At 46.3% G+C, this 23,679-nt stretch carries 17 protein-coding genes; 11 read left to right on the top strand and 6 right to left on the bottom strand.

Annotated features, from left to right (window positions below):
• The first annotated feature begins 306 nt into the window (after positions 1–306).
• The gene (locus ACN0QW_RS06180) at positions 307–1,884 is read left to right on the top strand and encodes a hypothetical protein (protein ID WP_417429733.1); all 1,578 of its coding nucleotides are present in this window, start codon (positions 307–309) and stop codon (positions 1,882–1,884) included.
• Between the two features lie 213 nt (positions 1,885–2,097).
• Here the strand turns inward: ACN0QW_RS06180 and ACN0QW_RS06175 are convergent, their stop codons facing one another.
• Positions 2,098–2,571, bottom strand: coding sequence for an Lrp/AsnC family transcriptional regulator (locus ACN0QW_RS06175; protein WP_417429731.1), 474 nt, complete (start codon positions 2,569–2,571; stop codon positions 2,098–2,100).
• A 232-nt stretch (positions 2,572–2,803) separates the two neighbouring features.
• Between ACN0QW_RS06175 and ACN0QW_RS06170 the strand changes: the two genes are divergently transcribed.
• The 5 genes from ACN0QW_RS06170 to ACN0QW_RS06150 all read left to right on the top strand — a co-directional run bounded on the left by ACN0QW_RS06170 (position 2,804) and on the right by ACN0QW_RS06150 (position 9,503).
• Entirely contained in the window at positions 2,804–4,036 is a 1,233-nt protein-coding gene (locus ACN0QW_RS06170) for a 3-methyl-2-oxobutanoate dehydrogenase (2-methylpropanoyl-transferring) subunit alpha (RefSeq protein ID WP_417429729.1), read from the top strand.
• A 3-nt stretch (positions 4,037–4,039) separates the two neighbouring features.
• Positions 4,040–5,053 carry an alpha-ketoacid dehydrogenase subunit beta gene (locus tag ACN0QW_RS06165; protein WP_417429727.1) on the top strand — a complete coding sequence of 338 codons (1,014 nt, stop codon included), beginning with the start codon at positions 4,040–4,042 and terminating at the stop codon, positions 5,051–5,053.
• A 3-nt stretch (positions 5,054–5,056) separates the two neighbouring features.
• Positions 5,057–6,376: a dihydrolipoamide acetyltransferase family protein gene (locus ACN0QW_RS06160; RefSeq protein WP_417429725.1), complete on the top strand. Its 1,320-nt coding sequence runs from the start codon at positions 5,057–5,059 to the stop codon at positions 6,374–6,376.
• A gap of 3 nt (positions 6,377–6,379) precedes the next feature.
• Positions 6,380–7,774 carry a dihydrolipoyl dehydrogenase gene (gene lpdA, locus ACN0QW_RS06155; RefSeq protein ID WP_417429723.1) on the top strand — a complete coding sequence of 465 codons (1,395 nt, stop codon included), beginning with the start codon at positions 6,380–6,382 and terminating at the stop codon, positions 7,772–7,774.
• Between the two features lie 223 nt (positions 7,775–7,997).
• Entirely contained in the window at positions 7,998–9,503 is a 1,506-nt protein-coding gene (locus ACN0QW_RS06150) for an FMN-binding glutamate synthase family protein (RefSeq protein WP_417429721.1), read from the top strand.
• A 4-nt stretch (positions 9,504–9,507) separates the two neighbouring features.
• Here ACN0QW_RS06150 and ACN0QW_RS06145 read toward each other — a convergent pair whose 3' ends face one another.
• Together ACN0QW_RS06145 and ACN0QW_RS06140 are read right to left on the bottom strand one after the other, a co-directional pair.
• The gene (locus tag ACN0QW_RS06145; RefSeq protein WP_417429719.1) at positions 9,508–10,245 is read right to left on the bottom strand and encodes a FadR/GntR family transcriptional regulator; all 738 of its coding nucleotides are present in this window, start codon (positions 10,243–10,245) and stop codon (positions 9,508–9,510) included.
• Positions 10,246–10,282: 37 nt separating this feature from the next.
• Positions 10,283–11,110 carry a sulfite exporter TauE/SafE family protein gene (locus tag ACN0QW_RS06140; protein WP_417429717.1) on the bottom strand — a complete coding sequence of 276 codons (828 nt, stop codon included), beginning with the start codon at positions 11,108–11,110 and terminating at the stop codon, positions 10,283–10,285.
• Positions 11,111–11,456: 346 nt separating this feature from the next.
• On the opposite strand from ACN0QW_RS06140, the gene ACN0QW_RS06135 reads away from it, so the two are divergent.
• A complete protein-coding gene (locus tag ACN0QW_RS06135) occupies positions 11,457–13,268 on the top strand; it encodes a gamma-glutamyltransferase family protein (protein WP_417429715.1) in 1,812 nt (603 codons plus the stop codon).
• Positions 13,269–13,351: 83 nt separating this feature from the next.
• On the opposite strand, the gene ACN0QW_RS06130 is transcribed toward ACN0QW_RS06135, so the two are convergent.
• Positions 13,352–15,871: a GcvT family protein gene (locus tag ACN0QW_RS06130; protein ID WP_417429713.1), complete on the bottom strand. Its 2,520-nt coding sequence runs from the start codon at positions 15,869–15,871 to the stop codon at positions 13,352–13,354.
• 513 nt (positions 15,872–16,384) lie between these two features.
• On the opposite strand from ACN0QW_RS06130, the gene ACN0QW_RS06125 reads away from it, so the two are divergent.
• Both ACN0QW_RS06125 and ACN0QW_RS06120 read left to right on the top strand, forming a co-directional pair.
• On the top strand, positions 16,385–17,953 hold the full coding sequence (locus ACN0QW_RS06125; protein WP_417429711.1) for a trimethylamine methyltransferase family protein: 1,569 nt from the start codon (positions 16,385–16,387) through the stop codon (positions 17,951–17,953).
• 273 nt (positions 17,954–18,226) lie between these two features.
• Positions 18,227–19,219 carry a GlxA family transcriptional regulator gene (locus tag ACN0QW_RS06120; protein WP_417429709.1) on the top strand — a complete coding sequence of 331 codons (993 nt, stop codon included), beginning with the start codon at positions 18,227–18,229 and terminating at the stop codon, positions 19,217–19,219.
• 94 nt (positions 19,220–19,313) lie between these two features.
• Here the strand turns inward: ACN0QW_RS06120 and ACN0QW_RS06115 are convergent, their stop codons facing one another.
• Positions 19,314–19,640, bottom strand: a complete 327-nt coding sequence (locus ACN0QW_RS06115) for a PilZ domain-containing protein (protein WP_417429707.1) — start codon at positions 19,638–19,640, stop codon at positions 19,314–19,316.
• A gap of 192 nt (positions 19,641–19,832) precedes the next feature.
• Here ACN0QW_RS06115 and ACN0QW_RS06110 point away from each other — a divergent pair, with 192 nt between their 5' ends.
• Positions 19,833–20,288 (top strand): hypothetical protein, encoded by a 456-nt coding sequence (locus tag ACN0QW_RS06110; RefSeq protein ID WP_417429705.1) that lies wholly within the window; start codon positions 19,833–19,835, stop codon positions 20,286–20,288.
• Here the strand turns inward: ACN0QW_RS06110 and ACN0QW_RS06105 are convergent.
• A complete protein-coding gene (locus ACN0QW_RS06105) occupies positions 20,285–21,751 on the bottom strand; it encodes a PLP-dependent aminotransferase family protein (protein ID WP_417429703.1) in 1,467 nt (488 codons plus the stop codon). The two genes, ACN0QW_RS06110 and ACN0QW_RS06105, sit on opposite strands and share 4 nt — an antisense overlap.
• 394 nt (positions 21,752–22,145) lie before the next feature.
• Here ACN0QW_RS06105 and ACN0QW_RS06100 point away from each other — a divergent pair, with 394 nt between their 5' ends.
• A complete protein-coding gene (locus tag ACN0QW_RS06100; protein ID WP_417429701.1) occupies positions 22,146–23,645 on the top strand; it encodes a CoA-acylating methylmalonate-semialdehyde dehydrogenase in 1,500 nt (499 codons plus the stop codon).
• The last annotated feature ends 34 nt before the right edge of the window (positions 23,646–23,679 follow it).

The following is a 23,679-nucleotide window of genomic DNA, read 5'->3' as shown; positions in this document are numbered from 1 at the left end:
AAATTGAGATTAGTATCTATTGGGGAAACTATGCTCTTTTTTTGCATGACGCAAGCTATATCAGGATTTCTTTATATGGATTTTGTGCGCACTTAGTGTTGATTTCACAACAAGATAGATCGTTCATGAATCGTTTGAGGCATAAAAGTGACATTTTTATTTCGCTATGGCTGGTTTTTTCCACAAAAAAAGTATAGATATATGCTGCTCGCGAAAAATTTCCCCGCAGCTTTGATTTCTATTTTCGGTATTTTGTGAACCGAAGGGGCGAATACGGGCACCGTACAAGGCTTGGAAAATAATTAAATGTCGAGTTTAAAAGATCGAAAGATTGGCGCTGGCCGATCTGCTACTGTCTATCTGGACCATCTTCCTGATGGTCGGGCGACAGCACGTAAGATATTTGTAGGCTCCACTTTGGCTGGCCTCGTTCACAATGTGATCTTTGGCGCGAACAATCCCTATATTTGGCATCAGGGATCAATCCTTGAAGCTGCCTGTCGGCGTCGTGTTCTTTCTGCCCTGATGAAACTCTGGCTACCCGGTAAACTTCGTATAGCAGAGATTATTTCTGTGTCATGGAACGAAGAGTTCCGAGCCAATGAAATTACCATGGAATTTATTGATGGGCGGGCGCCATCATTGCACCATCCGTATTCTTCGCAAAAAGAGACTGAAATTCAGGATCTGGTTGAGAACGTAATGAAACCTCTACAGGGATTACTTCTTGACGCTGGGTTTGATGGACTTGCCTGGCAGGCAGGTTATGGCAATCCGGTTGCGACCAGTAATTTTCTGTTGGAAACGACTGAAACGGGGGAAACACGTTGGGTCTGGGTTGATCTGGAATCCGGTGTGCCAGCCCTGTTCCCTGCAAATCCTAAGCTCCTCTTTACGTATTACTTACAGCGCACTGTTGTGAATGGTCGTCCGCTTTATGATGATGTGGATGTTGCAAAACTTCGTGATTACATTGTTGTAAATAAAAACGCACTTCTTGAGGTGATGAACGAACAGGAATACGAGGCCCTTTGTGTTGATGTATCCGGTCTTATTCATAAACCTGATGATTGGCGCTTTATGTCACGCTTACAACGTAGCATCCAGTCAAGGTTTGCCCGTGGGAAAATCTCTGACGAAGAGACTCATTATTACAAAAAGCATCCGTTACGTTGGTACGGACGACAAGCTAAAGAGGGCTTGAAAAAGGTTGCTGATAAAATCAGTTCGTTCTTTAAAGAGAGCAAATTGATCAAACAACTTGGTAACTTGTTGCCTAAAGTTAAAGCATTTATATTCCTGCCGTCCTACAGAACGCAATTGAGTAGATTGCTGGTTGGCCGCAGTATCGAAGATTGGCAAAAACGCCGCCAACTTACCGAGCGTGAAGCCGATGTTTTGAAGCATGAAATGGAAAACAGCGAGAGCAGCCTCTACATCACTGATTTCGGTGTTTTGATGGCGCTGAAACCATTTGTGAAGGTTTTGACCCTAGCGATTGTCTTCGGTCTGGGGGCTTTTGATGTTATAGGACTTCTGGGCGGGGTTATTGGTTATTTAAGCGGTGGTGTGATTGTCCGCACCATCTATACGACGTGTCGTATTATTGCCTCTACAGCTCGTGGAACAAGTCGCCCATGGTTTGCATTACTACTTGGGTTTATTCCCGTTATCGGGAATGCTGCTTATCCCTTGCAATTGCTGTATGAGGGTACACGTGGTGGGAATGGTGTCGCTAAGTTCATTATCTATGACATCATGGCCAGACTTGGCCGTGCCGTTCCGATTTGGGGTGGTCCGGACACGTTGGTGGAACACAAGGCTAATAGTATCGGTGATTTGTTGATCCGCAACCGTAATGCTTTGCCAGAAGCTGCTGAATAAAAATATAAGAGATACAATCTGCGAGAATTAAAATGGCCATCACAATTTTGTGGTGGCCATTTTCGTATCTCTTTTGTTCAAGCGATGGTACTATAACTTTCATGATCAACTTATACGGTAGTTGTGTATAACGGGTGATCGATAGGTTCTTGGGGCATTGCTACAGGAGCAACAATGTACAGAGTGCTTAACTTTGGTTGGGTATTTGCATTTCTAGGACGCTCGTTGAGGGCTGGGCAGCGCGTTTCTCTCTACAATGCTGCGCAGGGCAAAACGAGACCTTACTGCTCGGATTGTTGGAATGCGGGTCAGCTTTTCCTGCAGAAATTTTTCAAAGGCCATAAGATCGGTCGCGACGACTTTAAGCAAAAAATCTTGGCTGCCTGTCATCAGGTAACACTCTACAACTTCTTCAAACTTATCTATTTCCTCTTCAAATTTTTTCAAGTTCTCCGAAGCCTGTTTTTCCAATTCTACCGAAACAAAGATGTTGATCATATACCCCAGTTTGGTTTGGTCGACCCGGGCGGCATAACCAGTGATAACGCCTTCATCTTCAAGCATTTTTACGCGTCTAGCACAGGGGGTTGGCGACAAACCTACACGCTCAGCTAGTTCGATAGAACGGATGCGCCCTTCTGTTTGAAGGATTCGCAAAATCTTTATATCAATCGCGTCAAGTTCCATTAATCACTACTCGTGCTGTAAATTTTAGAGATAAATTGCACAATTAAGCAGATATAATAATGATTTTGGGAATAATCACCAGTGATAATATGTCATAATTACTGACAGAGATAATGCCCCAAGTTTCAAATCTACTTAAAAATAAGCTGTAATTGGCAGAAGAGGGCGGAACCTAGGGAGCGACAAATGCGAAAGAAAAATATATTGGAAAATATATTGTCGGAGAAAATTGATGAGTGAAAAAAAACGGCTCCATCTTCATGTGCCAGAGCCCGAATTTCGTCCGGGAGATAAACCGGACTTCTCTAACGTCACGATACCCAAGGCAGGCTCTGTTCGGCGTCCTGATGTTGATGTTTCACCAGAAGAAATCAGAGATCTTGCCTATTCTATTATCCGCGTATTGAATCGTGATGGGAATGCTGTTGGCCCCTGGGCTGATCTGTTGAGTGATGATGAATTAATCAAGGGTCTGCGTCACATGATGACGCTTCGGGCCTTTGATGCGCGTATGATGATGGCGCAAAGACAGGGAAAAACATCCTTTTACATGCAACATCTTGGTGAAGAAGCTGTTTCAACTGCTTTTCAATGTGCGCTGGAAAAAGGGGATATGAATTTCCCGACTTACCGTCAGGCGGGTCTTTTGTTGGCACAGGACTATCCGATGGTCAAGATGATGAACCAGATCTACTCTAACGAAGAAGATCCGTTAAAAGGTCGTCAGCTTCCGATTATGTATTCTGAGAAAGAGTACGGATTTTTCTCCATTTCCGGTAACTTGGGCACGCAGTATATTCAGGCTGTAGGCTGGGCGATGGCCTCGGCCATTAAAAATGATACCAAGATCGCTGCGGGCTGGATCGGTGATGGATCAACGGCTGAATCAGATTTCCACGCAGCGTTGGTTTTTGCGTCCACCTACAAAGCACCTGTTATTCTTAACGTGGTGAATAATCAGTGGGCGATTTCAACTTTTCAAGGAATTGCGAAGGGCGGATCCGGGACTTTTGCTGCACGTGGGCACGGTTTTGGTATTCCAGCACTTCGGGTTGATGGGAACGATTATCTCGCTGTTTATGCCGTTGCGAAGTGGGCTGCTGAGCGCGCACGTTTGAACCTTGGCCCAACCATGATTGAATACGTGACCTATCGTGCTGGTGGGCATTCGACTTCGGATGACCCCGCTGCTTACCGTCCCAAAGAAGAGTCTGATGCCTGGCCCTTAGGCGATCCGATTGAGCGTCTGAAACTTCATCTGATCAGCAAGGGAGTTTGGTCGGAAGAGCGCCAATTACAGACACAAGCTGAAATTAAAGACACCGTACTGTCAGCTCAAAAAGAAGCAGAAAGTCACGGCACGCTCCATTCCGGGGGATCGCCTTCAGCGCGTGAAATGTTTGAAGATGTATATAAAGAAATGCCGCCGCATTTACGGCGTCAACGTCAGGAAGCGGGGATTTAATTCATGAGCAGAATGACGATGATTGAAGCCATTCGTGATGCAATGGATGTCATGATGGGCAAAAATGATGACGTGGTTGTCTTTGGTGAAGACGTTGGTTACTTCGGGGGGGTCTTCCGCTGCACCCATGGGTTACAGGAAAAATACGGTAAGAACCGCTGCTTTGATGCTCCGATCAACGAATCCGGGATTGTCGGTGCGGCAATTGGTATGGCTGCTTACGGTTTACGCCCATGTGTCGAAGTGCAATTTGCTGACTATGTTTATCCGGCTTATGACCAGATTGTCTCGGAAGCTGCGCGGTTGCGCTATCGCTCCGCGGGTGATTTTACGGCACCGATAACAATCAGAATGCCGACGGGCGGTGGTATCTTTGGCGGACAAACACACAGTCAAAGCCCTGAAGCGGTCTTTACCCAAGTATCGGGCCTAAAGGTTGTTGTGCCTTCCAACCCTGCAGATGCCAAAGGTCTTCTGATTTCGGCGATAGAGGATGATGACCCCGTTATCTATCTGGAACCAAAACGCCTTTATAACGGACCTTTTGATGGTCACCATGATCAGCCGGTAACTCCTTGGTCAAAACATGAGAAGGGTGAAGTGCCGGATGGGTACTATAATGTTCCATTGGGCAAAGCCAAAGTGACCCGTGAGGGAGAGGATGTTACAATTATTGCTTATGGCACCATGGTTTATGTGGCTGAAGCTGCGGCCAAAGAAACCGGAATTGATGCGGAGATAATTGATCTTCGGTGTCTGTTACCTCTGGATGAAGAGACAATCATCGCGTCGGTTAAAAAGACGGGACGTTGTGTTGTTGTTCACGAAGCTACGCTGACATCTGGTTTTGGTGCTGAACTTCTCTCTCGTGTCCAGGAAACCTGTTTCTATCATCTGGAAGCACCAATCCAACGGGTGACAGGCTGGGACACACCTTATCCTCATGCGCAGGAATGGGCTTATTTCCCCGGGCCGGACAGAGTAAGCCGTGCGTTAAAACAAGTGATGGAGGCCTGATCAATGGGTGAATATGTAATCAAGCTTCCTGATGTTGGCGAAGGTGTTGCCGAAGCCGAGATCGTCGAGTGGGAAGTCTCAGTTGGCGATGTGGTTCAGGAGGATGCTGTCCTTGCCGCTGTGATGACTGACAAGGCAACGGTCGAAATTCCATCCCCTGTGGATGGCCGTGTTATTTGGCTTGGAGCCGAGCCTGGGGATGTAATGTCAGTTGGCGCTCCGATTATCAAACTAGAAGTTGATGGTGAGGGGAACACTACAGAGAATACCACGTCAAAACCTCTATCTGCTGAACCTGAAACTCCTAAGTCGGGAAAAGTAGAGAAGAAGGCGTCTCCAAAACAAGAACAAGTTTTTGTTGTTGAGCCGCCAAAGACAAAGGTGGAGATAGAAAAGCCATCGGCATCTCAAGTCCGTAAACAGTCTATTGGTCCTGCCAGAGCAGAAGGGGAGAAGCCTATTGCATCTCCGGCCATTCGAAAACGTGCACAGGACGGTGGTGTTGATCTTCGGCAAGTCACGGGAACGGGGCCAGCCGGACGCATTACCCACGAAGATCTGGATATTTATTTTGATGGCAGCAGTGTTGCGATTCATCCAAAAGGGGGGCTTGTCCCCAATGCGTCGGTCTCGGAAGTCAAGATCGTAGGTTTACGTCGTAAAATTGCGGAAAAGATGTCGATTTCCAAATCGCGTATACCGCATATTACGATTGTCGAAGAAGTCGATATGACGGCGTTGGAAGAATTGCGTGCGACATTGAACAAGAGCAGATCTGAAGATCATCCAAAGCTGACACTTTTACCGTTCTTGATGCGGGCATTGGTCAAGGCTGTCGCTGAACAACCTAACCTCAACGCAATTTTTGATGACGAGGCCGGTGTTGTTCATCAATACGGTGGTGTCCATATTGGCATGGCTGCACAAACACCGAACGGCCTGGTGGTGCCAGTTATTAAGCACGCCGAGGCAAGGGATGTCTGGGGCTGTGCGGCAGAAGTCAATCGTCTAGCAGCTGCATCCAAAGCAGGGACCGCAACACGCGAAGAGTTAAGTGGATCGACCATTACCATTACATCGCTTGGGCCTTTGGGAGCTATTGCAACTACACCTGTTATTAATCATCCGGAAGTCGCCATTCTTGGGGTTAACAAAATGGCTGTACGTCCTATGTGGGATGGGAACGATTTTGTTCCACGTAAGATGATGAATATTTCTTCCAGCTTTGACCACAGGGTTATTGATGGCTGGGATGCTGCCGTTTTTGTGCAACGGATTAAATCCCTGCTTGAAACCCCAGCAATGATTTTTATGGAGGGCTAAGCCGTGAAGGAAATTAAAACAAAGCTTCTTGTTATCGGTGCTGGCCCTGGTGGGTATATTTGTGCCATTCGTGCGGGGCAGCTGGGGATAGATACCGTTGTTATCGAAGTAGGAAAACCCGGCGGCACTTGCCTTAATGTTGGTTGTATTCCATCAAAAGCCCTGATCCATGCAGCTGAAGAGTTCGACAAAGTCGCTCATTTATCGGGTGAAAACGCGCTCGGAATTTCGACGACAAAACCCTCTATTGATCTTGCACAGACAATGGAATGGAAAGATGGCATTGTCAGCCGCCTGAATTCTGGTGTTGCCGGACTTTTAAAAAAGCATGGTGTTAAGACTGTTGAAGGTTGGGCAAAGTTTCGGGACGGTAAAACAGTTGAGGTCGCCACGCCGACAGGGCTGCAGATTATACGTGCTGAATATGTTGTGATTGCGACAGGTTCCAAACCTGTGGAGCTGCCTTTTCTACCTTTCGGGGATAAGGTTATTTCTTCAACGGAGGCCCTGTCGTTAACCGAAGTGCCAGAAAAGTTGGCTGTTGTTGGTGGCGGGTATATCGGGCTTGAACTTGGTATTGCCTATGCAAAGTTGGGGGCGAAGGTTACGGTTGTTGAGGCCGCAAAATCTGTTTTGCCACAGTATGACAAAGATTTGGTGCGCCCAATAAACAAGCGTTTAAGCAGTCTTGGTATCAAGGTCATGACCAATGCCAAAGCAAAGGGACTTTCCACAAAAGGAAATTCCTTGCTTGTTGAGAACAGTGCAGGCACTGACGTTAAGGTTACGGCAGATAAAATTCTAGTTACGGTCGGACGAAAGCCTGTAACTGAAGGCTGGGGTTTGGAAGAGATCGATTTGCGTATGGATGGATCTTTCATTCATATCAACGATAAATGCGAAACCTCTATGCGTGGAACTTTTGCGATTGGTGATGTTACCGGGGAACCAATGCTTGCCCATCGTGCCATGGCGCAAGGAGAAATGGTTGCTGAAATCATTGCCGGGGAAAAACGCGTTTGGGATAAAGTTTGTATTCCTGCGGTTTGCTTTACCGACCCGGAAATTGTAACAGCGGGTCTGTCCCCGGTAGAGGCCAAGAAGTTGGGACATGAGATTAAAGAGGATCTCTTCCCGTTTCAGGCCAATGGTCGTGCCATGTCTGCCGAACGCGAAGAAGGGTTTGTCCGTATCGTTGCCCGGGCAGATAATCATCTGATTCTTGGTATTCAGGCCGTCGGTGCAGGTGTTTCCGAAATGTCGGCAGGTTTTGCGCTAGCCCTTGAAATGGGCGCGCGTCTGGAAGATATCGCCGGAACAATCCACGCCCACCCAACACAAAACGAGGCCTTTCAAGAGGCCGCCCTTAAAACCTTGGGACATGCATTACATATTTAGTCATGATATGAATGCGTCTATGTTCAAAAGGCATTTAGAAGAAATACTCAAAATAAAAGCGTTGGTTTTCCAGCGCTTTTATTTTTGGGTAACTCGCTATGTATGTGATAGGAGAGGCATAAGATTTATGCTGTCACAAACGTCTACTTTTCTTGTGACTGGCTTTTAAGAGAGTTTTCCTATTATAGTTTTGTAATGAAAATTATAATGGGGAGAGATTTTAATGGAACAGATACCTGATTTTGTTGTCACCTTTCTGGAACTTCTCTCTTTTCTTTTTATAACGGCTGTCGGGGCCGGGTTTCTGTGGTTGATTTATGCCTACATCACTGATGTAACACAGACAGAGAGTACACTGCGTCGAAACTATCCTGTCATAGCACGTTTTCGCTATTTCTTTGAGCATCTGGGGGAGTTCTTTCGCCAGTATTTCTTTGCATTGGACCGCGAAGAAATGCCCTTTAATCGTGCTGAAAGATCCTGGGTTTATCGTGCGGCTAAGAATGTTGATTCCACCGTGGCCTTTGGGTCTACCCGTGATCTCAGGCCTGCGGGAACGGTTTTCTTTGTGAACTGTCCTTTCCCGACACAGGCGGAAGACGCTATTGAACCCGGTAACGTGATCATTGGCCCTTATTGTCAGCAACCATATGAAACAGATAGTATTTTTAACATTTCAGGGATGAGTTACGGCGCGATTTCTATTCCGGCTGTGCGGGCTTTATCAAAAGGGGCCAAGAAGGCTGGTATCTGGTTGAATACAGGCGAGGGCGGCTTGTCACCTTATCACTTGGAAGGGGGGGCAGATATTGTATTTCAGATTGGAACCGCCAAGTTTGGTGTTCGCAAGCCCGAAGGTGGTTTTGACGAAGATAAGCTCAGGGAAATTGCGGCGCATGACCAGGTTATAATGTTTGAGCTAAAGCTTTCACAGGGGGCTAAACCGGGGAAAGGAGGCATTTTACCCGGGGAAAAGGTCACCGAAGAAATCTCCAAAATCCGTGGTATTCCTATAGGGCAATCTGCCATCAGTCCAAATCGTCATCCAGAAGTGAAATCCGAGAGCGAACTTCTGGATATGCTTGCTTATATCCGTGATACAACGGGGAAACCTGTTGGATTTAAAATGGTTGTCGGGGCGGATGGTTTTTTTGATAACCTGTGTGAGGAAATTAAAAAACGAGGCATTGAAAGCGCCCCTGATTTTATCACGATTGATAGTGCTGATGGGGGAACTGGAGCAGCCCCGATGAGCTTGATTGATAACATGGGGGTGCCTCTGCGGGAAAGCTTGCCTCATATGGTCGATACCCTGATCAGGCATGGGCTGCGTGATCGTATTAAAGTTTGTGCCAGTGGTAAGATGATTAACCCGTCTGATGTGGCGTGGGCCTATTGCGCAGGGGCAGATTTTGTCAACTCGGCGCGTGGATTTATGTTCGCGCTTGGGTGTATTCAGGCGTTGCAATGCAATAAGAATACATGCCCGACAGGGATCACTACTCACAATAAAAAACTACAATTTGGTCTGGACCCTGAAACGAAGTCAGTTCGGGTTGCGAGCTATGCCGAAAATATGCGGAAAGAAGTGGGAATCATCGCCCATAGTTGTGGCGCGGCAGATGCACGGGCCTTGAAGCGTTATCACGCGCGGATCGTTCTTGATACAGGGCGTAGTGTCGCGATGGACGAGCTTTATCCTTATCCAACAGTACTCGCTGCTGAATAAAGTTTTATGGGGTATCGGGTGTAACTGCGTGTTTTATATCGTTGATATGGTCCCGCATTGCTTCGGCTGCGGCATCGGGTTCATGGGCCTGAAGCGCAGCTAAGATCCGGCAGTGACCGGTGATGGAAGCAACACGACGTTCTTCACTTTGATGCCCCTCGGTACGGGATGGGTCTATAGATGCGCTGATCTTGTCCATGAGATCAGATAGGAGCGTATTCCCAGTTGCCTTGGCGATGAGTGCGTGAAAGCTCCTGTCGATCTTTTGAAGTTCACTTAGATCTTCCGTCGTCATCTGAGTTCTCAGAAGCTGATCCATTTCAGCTAACTGTTCGGGAAGGATCATTTCAGCGGCAAGAGCTGTAATCTGCGGCTCGATTAATTCACGTAGTTGGAAGACTTCAAAAAGACGTCTTGCGTCGCCGGAAACCAAAGAGGACAAAGCGCGGGTTAGCTCTTCCCTTGTTGAAGATCGGATGTAGTTGCCACTTCCACGTTTCGGCGCTAGGACTCCTTGTTCTTGTAAGACACGAATGGCTTCACGGACAGAGTGGCGTGAGACAGAAAACAAGTCAGATAGACGTCGTTCGGAAGGAAGCGCGTCCCCAGGGCCCATGTCTTCATCGCTGATCAGCTTTCTGATCTTGGCGATAACGTCTTCATAGGCACGCGCTGTTGAAACTGAATTATCGTTCGTTTCAGTTTCTTGCTCTAGCGTCGTGGATTGACTTTGCTCTGTCATACTTGCTCTCCCTTAACTGCCTTCTAAGGCAGCGTTCTTATGTTAGCAAGTCATGTATCATGCGCAAGCTCGTGATAAAGAGGAAAAAGGCAAAAGACAATCTAAGAAGTTTTGGCGGGATCGCATGGGCAATCTTCGCGCCGATTGGGGCAAAGAACCCTGATGTAGGGATAATCAGAGCAAAGCCAATCAGGTTTACATAGCCGAGTGAGAAGTCTGGTCTTCCGGGTAGTCCCAAACCGTAATAAATATAACCAAGAAAGCCGGGAACCGCGATGATAAGACCGATGGCAGAAGCCGTCGCAACAGCTTTACGAATAGGGTAGTTAAAAAGGGTGAGAATAGGTACAGACAAGGTTCCGCCGCCGATCCCCATTAACACCGATATTCCGCCTATGAAAACCCCGATTAGTTGTTTAAAGGGAGAGCGGGGGAGCTGATCTGAAATATGTGCACCTTCAGGACGGAAAGCCATATTCATAGCGACGACTAGCGCTATGACTGCAAAGACTGCAATCAAAGCTTCCGACCCAATATTTCCGCCGACAACAACCCCGATCAAGACGCCAATCGCAATGGCAGGACCCCAGTTTTTCAAGAGGTTTGTGTCTACAGCTCCTTTGGCATAATGAGAACGGGCAGAAGCAAAGCCAGTGACAAGAATAGTTGCCAATGATGTACCAACCGCGGTGTGCATGCGAACGGACTCGTCGACACCGATTAAACTGAAAAGATGATACAGTACGGGGACAATAACAATGCCGCCGCCGACGCCTAAAAGGCCGGCAATCAGCCCGGCAACAACGCCTGTGGCCAGTAGGATAGCTGCTAGAATAAGCAGATCTGTGGAAAGGAGTGCGTCCATCTATGTAAAGCCTGACTAAGTAATTTTTTAAGTTAGAGAATGAGTGGTATCTCGGCTTAGATTTATTTTTACTGAATTTTACATCACCTATTACCTTGATGCCATATAGTGTGAAGGGTTTTGATGCCTTGATGCTTGGTTGGGAAACTCTCCGATGATCAAGTTGTCTTTCGTATGGTCTCAATAATTTTTTGGTTTTACCAAGTTATATTGGTTGTACCAATTATCGTCATGATCTATCTTACCTGTCAAGTTATGTTGTTTTGATACCTTTTTACGGGTCTAGTCACTTGTTGTTCCTAGATATCCGCATTCGGGGAATCTTATTCGATCAGGAGAGTAGAGTATGAGCGATTTCACCACGCGCCCGGAAATTACAGGCACTTTTGGTGTTGTGACCTCAACCCACTGGCTGGCTACAGCAGCGGGTATGGGCATTCTGGAACGAGGTGGAAACGCCTATGACGCTGCCGTTGCAACGGGTTTTGTATTGCAAGTTGTCGAACCACATCTTAACGGTCCTGGTGGTGAAGTGCCGATCATTGTGGCTCCGGAAGATGGGCCCGTTAAAGTTATTAATGGGCAAGGACCTGCGCCGAAGAAAGCGACATTGGAAGCTTATCAGGCCTTGGATTTATCTATTGTACCGGGGTCGGGTATGCTTTCTGCCGTAGTTCCCGGTGCCTTTGATGCATGGATGTTGATGCTGTTGGATTATGGCACGATGTCTTTGCGGGACGTTCTATCCTATGCGATTAATTTTGCGCGTGATGGTTATCCTTTGGTTCCCAATATCTCGCATACAATAAACCGGGTTAAGGACCTCTTTGAGACCGAATGGACTTCTTCGGCTGATATTTACCTGAAAGACCGTAAAGTACCGGAAGCTGGTGATCTTTTTAAAAATCCTGAACTGGCTGATATGTACGACCGGATTGTTTCTGAAGCGGAAGCTGTATCGGATAGTCGGGAAGAGCAAATCAAGGCTGCCAGAAAAATTTGGTCAGAAGGTTTTGTCGCGCAGGCAATTTTGGATTTCTGTGAAACCGCAGAGGTTATGGATACGACAGGACGACGTCACAAGGCCTTATTGGATAAAAGTGATTTCACTGCGTGGTCCGCTTCTTACGAAGAACCTCTTACATTCGATTATCATGGTTATACCGTTTGTAAGACTGCGGCATGGGGGCAGGGGCCCGTTTTCTTGCAACAACTGGCGTTGTTGAAAGGTTTCGATTTGGATAGTCTGGATGAAAAGTCTCCAGATTTTGTACATCTTGTCACGGAAAGTGCAAAGTTAGCTTTTGCGGATCGGGAAGCTTTCTATGGCGATCCAGATTTTGTTGATGTGCCGATGGATGTCTTGCTGTCCGAAGCTTATAACGATGAACGCCGTAAACTCATCACGGACAAAGCATCTCTGGAAATCAGACCAGGGACTGTCCCCGGTAAGGGCGGTAATGTTGTTGTCCGAATTAAGGGGACCTCAGACGAAGGCAAAGATAATACCGATCTTGGTGAGCCAACAGTTGCGCGTTTTAATGATGAACCGACACCAGATGATAAAGGTGGTGTGAAAGGGGATACCTGTCATCTCGATATTATTGATCGTTGGGGAAATATGGTTTCAGCGACACCAAGTGGTGGATGGTTACAGTCTTCACCGGTCATTCCAGGACTTGGTTTTTGTCTGACAAATCGGGCGCAGATGTTCTGGCTTGATGAAACTTCTCCGGCCTGCATCGCCCCCGGAAAACTACCAAGAACAACGTTAACACCTTCACTTGCCTTGAAAAATGGTGTGCCATACATGGCCTTTGGAACACCGGGGGGAGATCAACAGGATCAATGGTCGCTCCATTTCTTCCTGCGTCATGTTCATTTTGGCCTGAACCTACAAGAATCTATTGATGCGCCTGCTTTCCAAACGGCGCATTTTCCTAGCTCGTTTTATCCGCGTGAATGTGATCCTGGCAATCTTTCGCTGGAAGGACGGTTTCCTTCGGTAACCATTGAAGAATTAAAACGCCGAGGTCATAAAGTCGTGGTTGAGCCAGATTGGTCACTGGGACGCATGGCTGCAGCAACCAAAGAAAATGGTTTGTTGAAAGCAGCTGCAAATCCTCGCTCAATGCAAGGGTATGCTGCGGGACGTTAATTGTCTTTAGTATAGTGTGCAAAATAAAAAAGCCGCAGAGTTGGGATAACTCTGCGGCTTTTTATTTTTAACGTAAGTCGATGTTATTCGACGTTACGCAGAATTTTGTTTTCTGGATCATACGGTGATTCTTCAACAACCGTTGCTTTGAAAAGATTTCCAAGGATATAGACTTCCAGCTCTGTGCCAATTTCGGCCAAATCCGGGCGTACCATAGCGAGGGCAATAGATTTCTGAGTACGGAAACCGTATCCACCAGATGTTACGCGGCCAACCATTTCATCGTTGAGATAAATTGGTTCGGATCCACGGGCATCACAATCGGTCACACCATGGACTTCCATCGTAACGAACTGGTTGTCAAAACCACGCTCTTTCCAATCAGCCAATGCCTGTTTCCCAATGAAATCATCTTCTTTATCGAGGCGCACAAAACGATCAAGGCCTGTCTCAAGCGCAGCGTATTCGATGGACATTTCTGTTGGGATCAAACGGTAGGATTTTTCCAGACGCATGGAATCCATTGCGCGAATACCAAATGGTTTCAGGCCGAATTCAGCACCAGCTTCCATGAGAATATCAAAAAGATAGTTCTGCATTTCAATTGGGTGATGAAGTTCCCAACCGTACTCACCGACAAAGTTAACGCGTGCAGCAGTGACTGGTGCAATGCCAACAGAGATCTGTTGTGCGGTCAACCATGGGAAGGCTTTGTTAGAGAAATCAGCGTCAGACAGTTTTTCCATCAAGAGGCGGGATTTTGGTCCGGCAATAATGAAAACACCTTGCTGAGTTGTAATCTTCTCTAGTTCAACTGAACCGTCTGTTGGTTTTAGCTTCGTAAGGTAATCCCAGTCGTGACGTTCCTGAGCACCAGCAGATACGAGGTAGTAGCTCTGCTTACCTGTTTTCAGAATGGTGAATTCAGCGCGAACACCGCCGTGCAGGGTCAACATATGTGTCAACGCCATACGCCCGATCTTTTTCGGAATTTTGTTGGCAACCAGGCTGCTCAACCAAGCTTCTGCACCACGACCTTTAACGATGAACTTAGAGAAGGCTGACATGTCAAGCAGGCCAACGTTTTCCATAACGTTCTTACATTCGTTGCCAACGTGCTCGAAATAGTTCGAGCGACGGAAGGACCATTTCTCAACAGGAAGTTTTCCTTCGTCAGCAGGTGCGTGGTTTTCACGTGTGATTGTGTTGTCTTGGTTTAGATCTTCTTCGGTCAAGCCATAGCCTTCTGGCGCGAACCAGTTTGGACGTTCCCAGCCAAAGATTGTGCCCATAACTGCACCGTGTTCTTTCATGCGATCATAAGAAGGGGAGCGCTTTAGACCACGGGCTGCCGGGCGAGATTCATCCGGATAGTGAACCGTAAAGACATTTGCGTAGGCTTCTTCGTTCTTTTCTTTCAAGAAACCACGACCTGCGTAAGGGCCAAAACGACGTGGGTCAACGCCAGACATATCGATTGTTGGCTCGCCGTCTACGATCCACTCTGCCAGCTGCCAACCAGCACCACCGGTTGCTGTAATACCGAAGGAGTGACCTTCGTTAAGCCAGAAGTTCTTTAGGCCCCAGGCTGGACCAATAATTGGTGATCCATCAGGCGTGTAGGCAATCGCGCCGTTGTAAACTTCTTTGATACCAACTTCTGCAAAGGCTGGTACACGTTCAAAAGCAGTCTCGATGTATGGCATCAGACGCTCTAGTTCACCGTTGAACAGCTCGTATTTTGCGTCTGGCGCTGGGCCGTCAACATAACAGCAAGGTGCGCCAACTTCGTAAGGGCCAAGCAACAGGCCACCAGCTTCTTCACGCATGTACCAAGAAGAATCTGATTCACGCAAAACCCCCATTTCTGGAAGTCCTGCGGCGTGACGTGCTTTAATGTCCGGGTGTGGTTCAGTGACGATGAACTGGTGCTCAACCGGGATGACTGGAATATCGAGACCAACCATTTCACCCGTCTTGCGGGCAAAGTTACCAGTACAAGAGATAACGTGCTCACAAGAGATATCACCCTTGTCAGTCTGAACGATCCAGCTGTCATCATCTTGCTGTTCCATACCGAGAACAGTTGTGTGCTGATGAATTTCGGCGCCGTTATTACGGGCACCTTTTGCAAGCGCTTGTGTCAATTCAGCCGGCTGTACATACCCGTCATCTACGTGTTGGATCGCACCAAGAATACCGTCTGTGTTACAAAGCGGCCAAATTTCCTTAAGTTCTTCAATGGAAAGCCATTTAACGTCGATACCAAGTGTTTTAGCCACACCAACGTAGTATCTGTACTCGTCCATGCGGTCTTGTGTACGGGCCAAACGAATGTTTGAAACCTGTTTAAGTCCTGAATTTAGGCCGGTTTCTTCTTCTAGGCGGGCATAAAGATCGACAGAGTACTGGTGGATTTTTCCAACAGAGTAGCTCATGTTGAACAGAGGCAGCAGGCCAGCAGCGTGCCAAGTGGAACCAGATGTCAGATCGTGGCGCTCTAAAAGCGCAACATCTGACCAACCTTTTTTTGCCAAGTGGTAAAGTGTACCAACACCAACAGCACCACCACCGATAACGACGGCTTTGTAGTGAGATTTCATCGCCTGACTCCAAATTAATGCGACTAAACGTGCTTATGCACAGGGTCAAAGTTGTATGTTATGTTTCGGTATTTTTTGCGACACGACAAAAAGTTTTGGTAATTTTTGTACAGTAGCAGCCACCGATTACATCCTGCTATGATGATGGGGAACAGTCCGCTGAACGTCCTATCGGTTTGCGTCACCACACTCGCAGTTTACGACATTAGTGATCTTTTACGACATTTTCGACGTTAGCAGATTTTGACCTTTTAGGGACAAAGAAAGTCGTTTTATCTCATGTTTATTGAAAACGACTCGTATGTGTTGCGGTTGAAGAAGATGGCCTTCAATTTAAATATTTCTCAAAAGTGTGATTTAATGAGGAGAAATTTAAATCTGTTCTCACGGTTTTTATTAGGGAAATAAGCTTGTTAACCCTCCTTGCCGCATTTGGTTTTTTGTCGGTCGCAATCTAGACAGAGCCTTATCCGCCAGAAGGGAATATTCGAGGTCTCTACAGGAGGGCATTTAATGAGTGATACAGAAACAAGATCAGGTCGCGCTGGTCGCGCCGGTCGAGGTCGTAGTGGCGGTGGTGCTGCTTCTCGACGTGCTGCCAGATCAAGTGGTTCAGCAGAGCAACTAAAATACATTACACGTAATATTCCTTATTTCGAGACACTGAATGCAGAAGCGCTTGAAATAATTGAACACAATGCTGAAACTGTTCTGGAAGAAATCGGGATTGAATTCCGTGACGATCCCGAAGCCCTTCAAATTCTTAAAGACAATGGCTGTGATGTACAGGGCGAGCGCGTTCGTTTCCCGCGCGGTCTTGCACGCCAATGGTGTTCCCATGCACCAAGTGAGTTTACCCAACACGCCCGTAACACTGAACGGTCTGTGATTATTGGTGGTAAGAATACCGTTTTTGCCCCTGTATATGGACCTCCCTTTGTCCGTGATCTCGACGGTGGTCGTCGCTATGCAACGATTGAAGATTTCCGGAACTTTGTGAAGTTGACATATTCTATGCCTGCGCTTCACCATTCTGGTGGTACGGTTTGTGAGCCTGTTGATATTCCGGTGAACAAACGTCACCTGGATATGCTGTATTCCCATATACGTTATTCAGACAAACCCTATATGGGATCAGTTACCGCACCGGAACGCGCTGAAGATTCTATTGCGATGTCTAAATTGGTTTTTGGCGATGAATTCGTCGAAAACAATACGGTAATGATCAGTCTGATCAACGCGAACTCACCGATGACCTTTGATGATACCATGCTTGGTGCCTTGAAGGTATATGCCCGTCATATGCAGGCTTGTATTGTCACGCCATTTATTTTGGCCGGTGCTATGGCGCCTGTGACCGCAGCTGGTGTGATGGCACAATCCCTTGCTGAAGGGATGGCCGGGATTGCTTTCGCACAGATGGTTCGCAAAGGAGCACCGGTTGTTCTGGGATCATTCGCGAGTTCGATTTCAATGCAGTCTGGCGCGCCGACTTTCGGAACACCAGAACCTGCATTGGTTCTTTATGGAATGGCACAACTCGCGCGTCGACTTGGCGTGCCATTCCGTTCTGGTGGATCTCTTTGTGGCTCCAAAGTTCCTGATGCTCAAGCAGCATACGAGTCAGCAAATACAATCCTGCCAACGTCGCTTGCTGGTGTGAACTTTACCCTTCACTCTGCCGGGTGGCTCGAAGGTGGTCTGATTTCATCTTATGAGAAACTCGTGATGGATGCAGACCAATTGGGTATGATGCAGCGTATGCTTGAAGGATATGACCTAACAGAGAATGGGCAAGCTATGGACGCCCTTCGTGAAGTTGGACCGGGTAACCATTTTCTTGGCTGTGCTCATACTCAGGCAAACTTTGAGACTGCTTTCTACCGTTCTAATATTGCGGATAACAATTCTTTCGAACAGTGGGAATCTGAAGGTTCCCTTGATGCCTATCAACGTGCTAATGCCGTTGTAAAAAAGACCTTGGAGCAATATGTCGCGCCTGATCTTGATGTATCGATTGATGAAGCCTTGAATGAATTCATCACCAAGAAAAAAGAGTCTATGCCGGATGCCTTTACTTAAGTCTCCTACTTAGATCTTATTTGTAGAGGAAAGGCGACGTTTGTCGCCTTTTCTTATGCGCGGATAATAAAAGTAGTATTCGGTTCTTGTTTACTTTTAAACTTTCTGATAATTGGCATTTTAAAGAGTAAAAAGCTCAAGATAAAATAAGTGTACTTTTTAAGGTTAGGGCAAGAGAATGATGTTATCCTTCATTCTTGTGATACTTTATACGCACTTACTAATAAATGTATCTTCATATTGCTAACATGCGTGTCAGGTGAAAGTTTAGAGATGATTAGAAAAGCCCCGCAAGAATTGCCACAGCGCATCGTTTTTTTCCTTGTCCCAAAGTTCTCTCTTATCGCTTTTACATCTGCTGTAGAGCCGTTAAGGCTTGCGAACAGAGAGGCAGGAAAAAAACTCTATAGCTGGAATTTGGTCAGCGTAGATGATCAGCCTGTATTGTCTTCTTGTGGTATTCCTATTGCTCCGGATATTAATCTTGATGAGCTGGATAATTTTCATGCGGCAATTATTTGCAGCGGGGAAGATGCGCATAAGATAGAAGATAGGCGTATTCATTCCTGGTTACGCCGTATTGAGAGAAAAGGCGTTGATATTGGAGCTCTTTGTACCGGAGCCCATATTTTGGCAAAAGCTGGGTTACTTGATGATTACAGCTGTACAATTCATTGGGAAAATTTAGCTGGATTTTTAGAAGATTTTCCCGAAATCGAAGTTACCCCAGAACTGTTCGAAATCGATCGAAACCGCTTTACCTGTGCTGGTGGTACTGCCTCGCTTGATATGATGCTCAATATTATTTCGTCCCAATATGGACATGAGCTGGCAGGGGAAGTCGCAAACCAGTTTATGCATGATCGTATTCGTGATGAACATGATCAACAGCGCATGTCGATGCCAGTTCGATTGGGTGTGCGGCATCCAAAACTGTTGGCAGTTATCAAACTGATGGAAGACAACTTAGAAGAACCTCTGACCCGGATTCAGTTGGCCAAAGATGCGGGGCTCTCTACCCGGCAGTTAGAGCGGCTCTTCCGTAAATATCTTGGGCGTTCTCCTGCGCGATATTATTTGGAACTGAGATTAAACAAAGCTCGCCTTCTCCTACTGCAAACAAATATGTCTGTTATTGATGTGGCTTTGGCGTGTGGTTTTGTATCGGCGTCCCACTTTTCTAAATGTTATCGCGATTTCTTTGGCAGAACACCAAGAAAAGAGCGGGGCCTTCCGGGGCTTCCAGGGGAAGAAGAAGACGTTTAGTCTTCTGATGAAACAATTTATGTATTAAAAAAAATCCTGCGAAATCGTTTCGCAGGATTTTTTTGTTTTTATAGTTTTTATAAATAGCAGGGCTTTATTTTTTGTTATCAAAAGGCTCAAAGCAGCTTTTGGGTAAAAGAGGCTCAAGAACGTTGGCGATGTCATGGGGCGCATCGGTGAAGTTAACGCCGACATTTGTGCCATGATCCCAAGCAACAGAAACATTGAGAGCTGCCGATTTTGAAAAGCGAAGAGTTTCGATCGTTTCGCCTGTTAAAGGCTGATCAAACTCGAGCTTTGCCCCGGTTAAAGAGATATCCATGACAGCGCAGTCTTTTTTCCGCAGGTTACCATCAACGCGCCCTGCCAAAATCACTTCTGCCCTTGGAAATACCCTGCGGTCTTCAACTGATTTATTCACCGTCTAGATCTCCCTTACAGCATTTGATTTGAAATTATCGATAACTGATTGTGATTAAAAAAACTTTAAGCAGTTTGTAGCTACGGGGCAAAAGAATGCAAATCACAATTTATGGTTAATTTCTGTCAATGAATATTTAACGCAAATTTTAGATTTAATTTTCTAAAATAGTCCTGCTTGTAGGAGGGTATTATGGTTGCTGTTGCACAATTGAGCGAAAGTTATGCTGACACATTCAGGGAAGAACATCTGGTAAAGGCAGAGAGAGGCCTTTTGAGTATTCCAGCTGGTTCAGAGCAAGGAGTACATGCTTTGCAGGATATGTTGGCGAATTCAATTGCCTTTGAAAACCATGCACAGCCCGATTCTGGTGATTTAAATCAATCTCTTCGATCTATTGAAACGATTTCGTCCAAAATGTCGGATTTATTTTTGGACGATGTTGGTGAGGCCCTTACTGAGATTGATATTGTAGCAACAGATACTGACCACTGTTATCGTCCTACACCCTTCCTCGATCAGGGAATGCTTTCTTTTTATATGCATTCTGATGATTCGCAACAAGAGGATGTAATGGTGGCTATGCCGGAATTAATTGATGATGAAGAGTTTGATTTGGTTCCAACTGTTGGGCTGACACTTCATTAAGTTTTATTTATCCCGTTCAATGCAAGACGAAGCTGCCCTAAGCCGTTCTTGATTGATGGATGTTCGATTGCTGTGTATCCAAGACGGAAATTATTTTTTGGTGGAATTGCGTCAAAGTAGTAAATTGCACCGGGTTCCAGAACAACACCTTTCTTTAGAACTTCTTGCAATAACTCTTTGCTGTCCAGGTCTTTGGAACCGTTGACCCAAAAGCTTGATCCTCCAGAAGATTTTTGAAAATTAAGACCGATTATTTCCAATCCTTTTCTCATCTCGAGCCATCTGTTCTTATAAATTTTTCTTAGCTTTTTGCGCAAAGCATCGTGATGCCCAAGAGCAAGGAACAGTGCCATCGTCCGTTGATTGTTGGTTGGGGTATGTCGATGCATAAGCCTGCCAAGTGCTCGTGCCTCTTGGATAATTTCTTTTGAAGCAACGAGGTACCCAAGTCGTAATCCGGGAAAGAAAGATTTGGAAAGACTGCCCACATAAACGACACGTCCGTTATTATCGAGGGATTTTAGGGCAGGGGTTGGAGAGTTTTCAAAATTCAGTTCAGGCTCATAATCATCTTCAATGATTAATGTGTTGTTGGTTTCAGCACGTTCAAGCAATTCCTTTCTTCTTTGTAGGGGCATGGTGACGGTTGTTGGAAATTGGTGGCTTGGCGTGACGGCGAGGACATTGCAGGAGTCTATTTGTTGATCTGGGATTAGTCCATGGTTGTCCAGTTTTAGGTACCGTATACGTGAACCGATACACTGAATAATGTTCCGTAGGTCCGGATAACCCGGGTTTTCCATACCAAACAAGGTATTGTTGTTAAGGAAAAGGCGGCAAAGTATATAAAGGCTGTTTTGAGCACCAGCTGTTACCAAGATTTCTTCTTCACCTGCATGAATGCCACGTGTGGGAAGTAGCCGCGTTCTGATCTGTTCAACGAGAAAGGGATCGTCAGTTCCTAGGCGGTCTTCAGTCCAATCGGCCATCGCATTTAGGCTTAAAGCCTGTCTAGAGCACTCTCTCCACGCGGCAATAGGGAAGAGTGACTTATCAACCTGAGCTGTCACAAAAGGATAAGGGTAATCCCGCCAGTTTGCTGGTTTTTCAATGTTTTGTTGGTGACTAGGCCGATGTTTCATTTGCTGAAAAACAGGGCTAGGTAAAGGGGATTTCTTTGTCTGTTGACGCTGGTCTCGGGTTAACGGAAGGGTTAGACGATCGCTGACATAGATACCACTGCGTTCTCTGGATGTCAGATATCCGTCATCGATCAGAGAATTATAAGCCTGTGTGACCGTGATACGAGACACATCTAGTTGTCCTGCTAGTTTTCGACTTGAGGGGACAGGTTCTCCAGCTGGTAAGCTTCCTCCTAAAATCGCAGAAACAAACTTTTTTCTGATCTGTAATTGGAGAGATTCATCGCTTTCCTTGTCCAGAATGAAAAGGCTTTCTGACATTATGTGGAGTCCTTTGTCTTTCTCTTGAATTCAGGGAGCGCGCCTGATAATTACTCGATATGGAATATATATTCCATATATGTATGGTCTTGAGTTATATGTTCTATTTTTTGTGTTGGCTGTTAAATTGAAAATTTCCTTAGTATATTTGGTATGGAACCTATCCGCAGAAAATATAGACGAAGAAGGCGTGAATTTTTATCTGGATATAGAGAATAAGAGAAACTGGATATATGAGCAAGAGTGCTCTAACTCTTAAGTATTAGCCTAGAAAAGAAGTCATTTTTGCGAATGTCATCAAGCGAAAATACTAAAACTCAAAATGATGAATATGAAATTGAAAACCTTGTTACAGCGTGTAAATCGCTGCAACTAGTAATGTGGGAGCAGGTCAATGAGCCAAAAAATTGGACACTTTATTAATGGGCAAAAGATCGCTGGAAAAGGCGGTCGATCAGCCAAGATTCATAATCCTGCTTTGGGGCAGGTTACTGGTGAAGTGGCACTGGCGTCTGCTGAAGAAGTTCGGGACGCGATTGCTGTAGCTGAAGCCGCGTTGCCGGGGTGGGCGGCAACACCACCTTTGCGCCGCGCGCGGGTCATGTTCAAGTTCAAAGAACTTATTGAACAGAACATGGATGAGTTAGCGGCCATGGTTAGCGCTGAGCATGGTAAAGTGATTAGCGATGCTGTGGGGTCAATCACTCGTGGTCTCGAGGTTGTCGAATTTGCCTGTGGTATTCCACATCTTCTGAAAGGCGAGCACAGCGAAAATGTTGGCACTGGTGTCGATAGTCACTCTGCGCGTCAACCCGTTGGTGTTTGTGCGGGTATTACGCCGTTCAACTTTCCGGCAATGGTACCCATGTGGATGTTCCCTATCGCAATCGCTTGCGGTAACACCTTTATTCTTAAGCCTTCTGAGAAAGATCCATCTTGCCCCTTGCGACTTGCAGAGCTTCTGAAAGAGGCTGGTTTGCCTGATGGTGTTCTCAATGTTGTTAACGGTGACAAGGAAGCTGTTGATACTCTGTTGGAAGACGAGCGTGTTAAAGCGATTAGCTTTGTTGGATCAACTCCGATTGCTGAATATGTATATAAGACAGGTACAGCGAATGGTAAACGGGTTCAGGCTCTTGGTGGTGCAAAGAACCATATGGTTGTGATGCCGGATGCCGACATGGATCAAGCTGTTGATGCGCTCATGGGGGCTGCTTACGGTTCCGCGGGCGAACGTTGTATGGCGATTTCAGTTGCTGTTGCTGTTGGTGATGATGCTGCAGACACTCTTATTGAGAAGCTGGCACCTAAAGTTGAAGCTCTTAAAATTGCACATTACGAGGTTGCTGACGCCGAAATGGGGGCATTGATCTCTGCGGAGCATCTGGCAAAGGTCACTGGCTTTGTTGATGCTGGCGTGAATGAAGGTGCGAAACTGGTTGTTGATGGTCGTGGTAAAAAACCGGAAGGCCTTGAAAACGGTTATTTCATCGGAGGATGTTTGTTCGATAACGTCACATCGGATATGACCATCTACAAAGAAGAGATCTTTGGTCCAGTGTTGGCCGTTGTTCGTGTCGATACCTTTGATGAAGCTGTTAAGTTGGTCAACGATCATGAATACGGAAATGGTACCGCTATCTTTACCCGTGACGGAGATTCCGCGCGCGAATTTTCGCACAAAATCCAAATCGGTATGGTTGGTGTAAATGTGCCAATTCCGGTACCAATGGCATTTCATTCATTTGGCGGCTGGAAAAGATCTCTGTTTGGTGATCATTCCATGCACGGCCCCGAAGGTATTCGTTTCTATACACGTTTGAAGACGGTCACAACTCGTTGGCCAACGGGCATTCGTAGTGGTGCCGAATTTATGATGCCAACAATGAAATAAGTTTCATTCGTATTATATAGAAGCCCCGGAACGC

This window comes from Kiloniella sp. (assembly GCF_048259265.1).
Lineage (GTDB): Bacteria > Pseudomonadota > Alphaproteobacteria > Kiloniellales > Kiloniellaceae > Kiloniella.
This window is presented reverse-complemented; position numbering and strand designations above follow the sequence as displayed.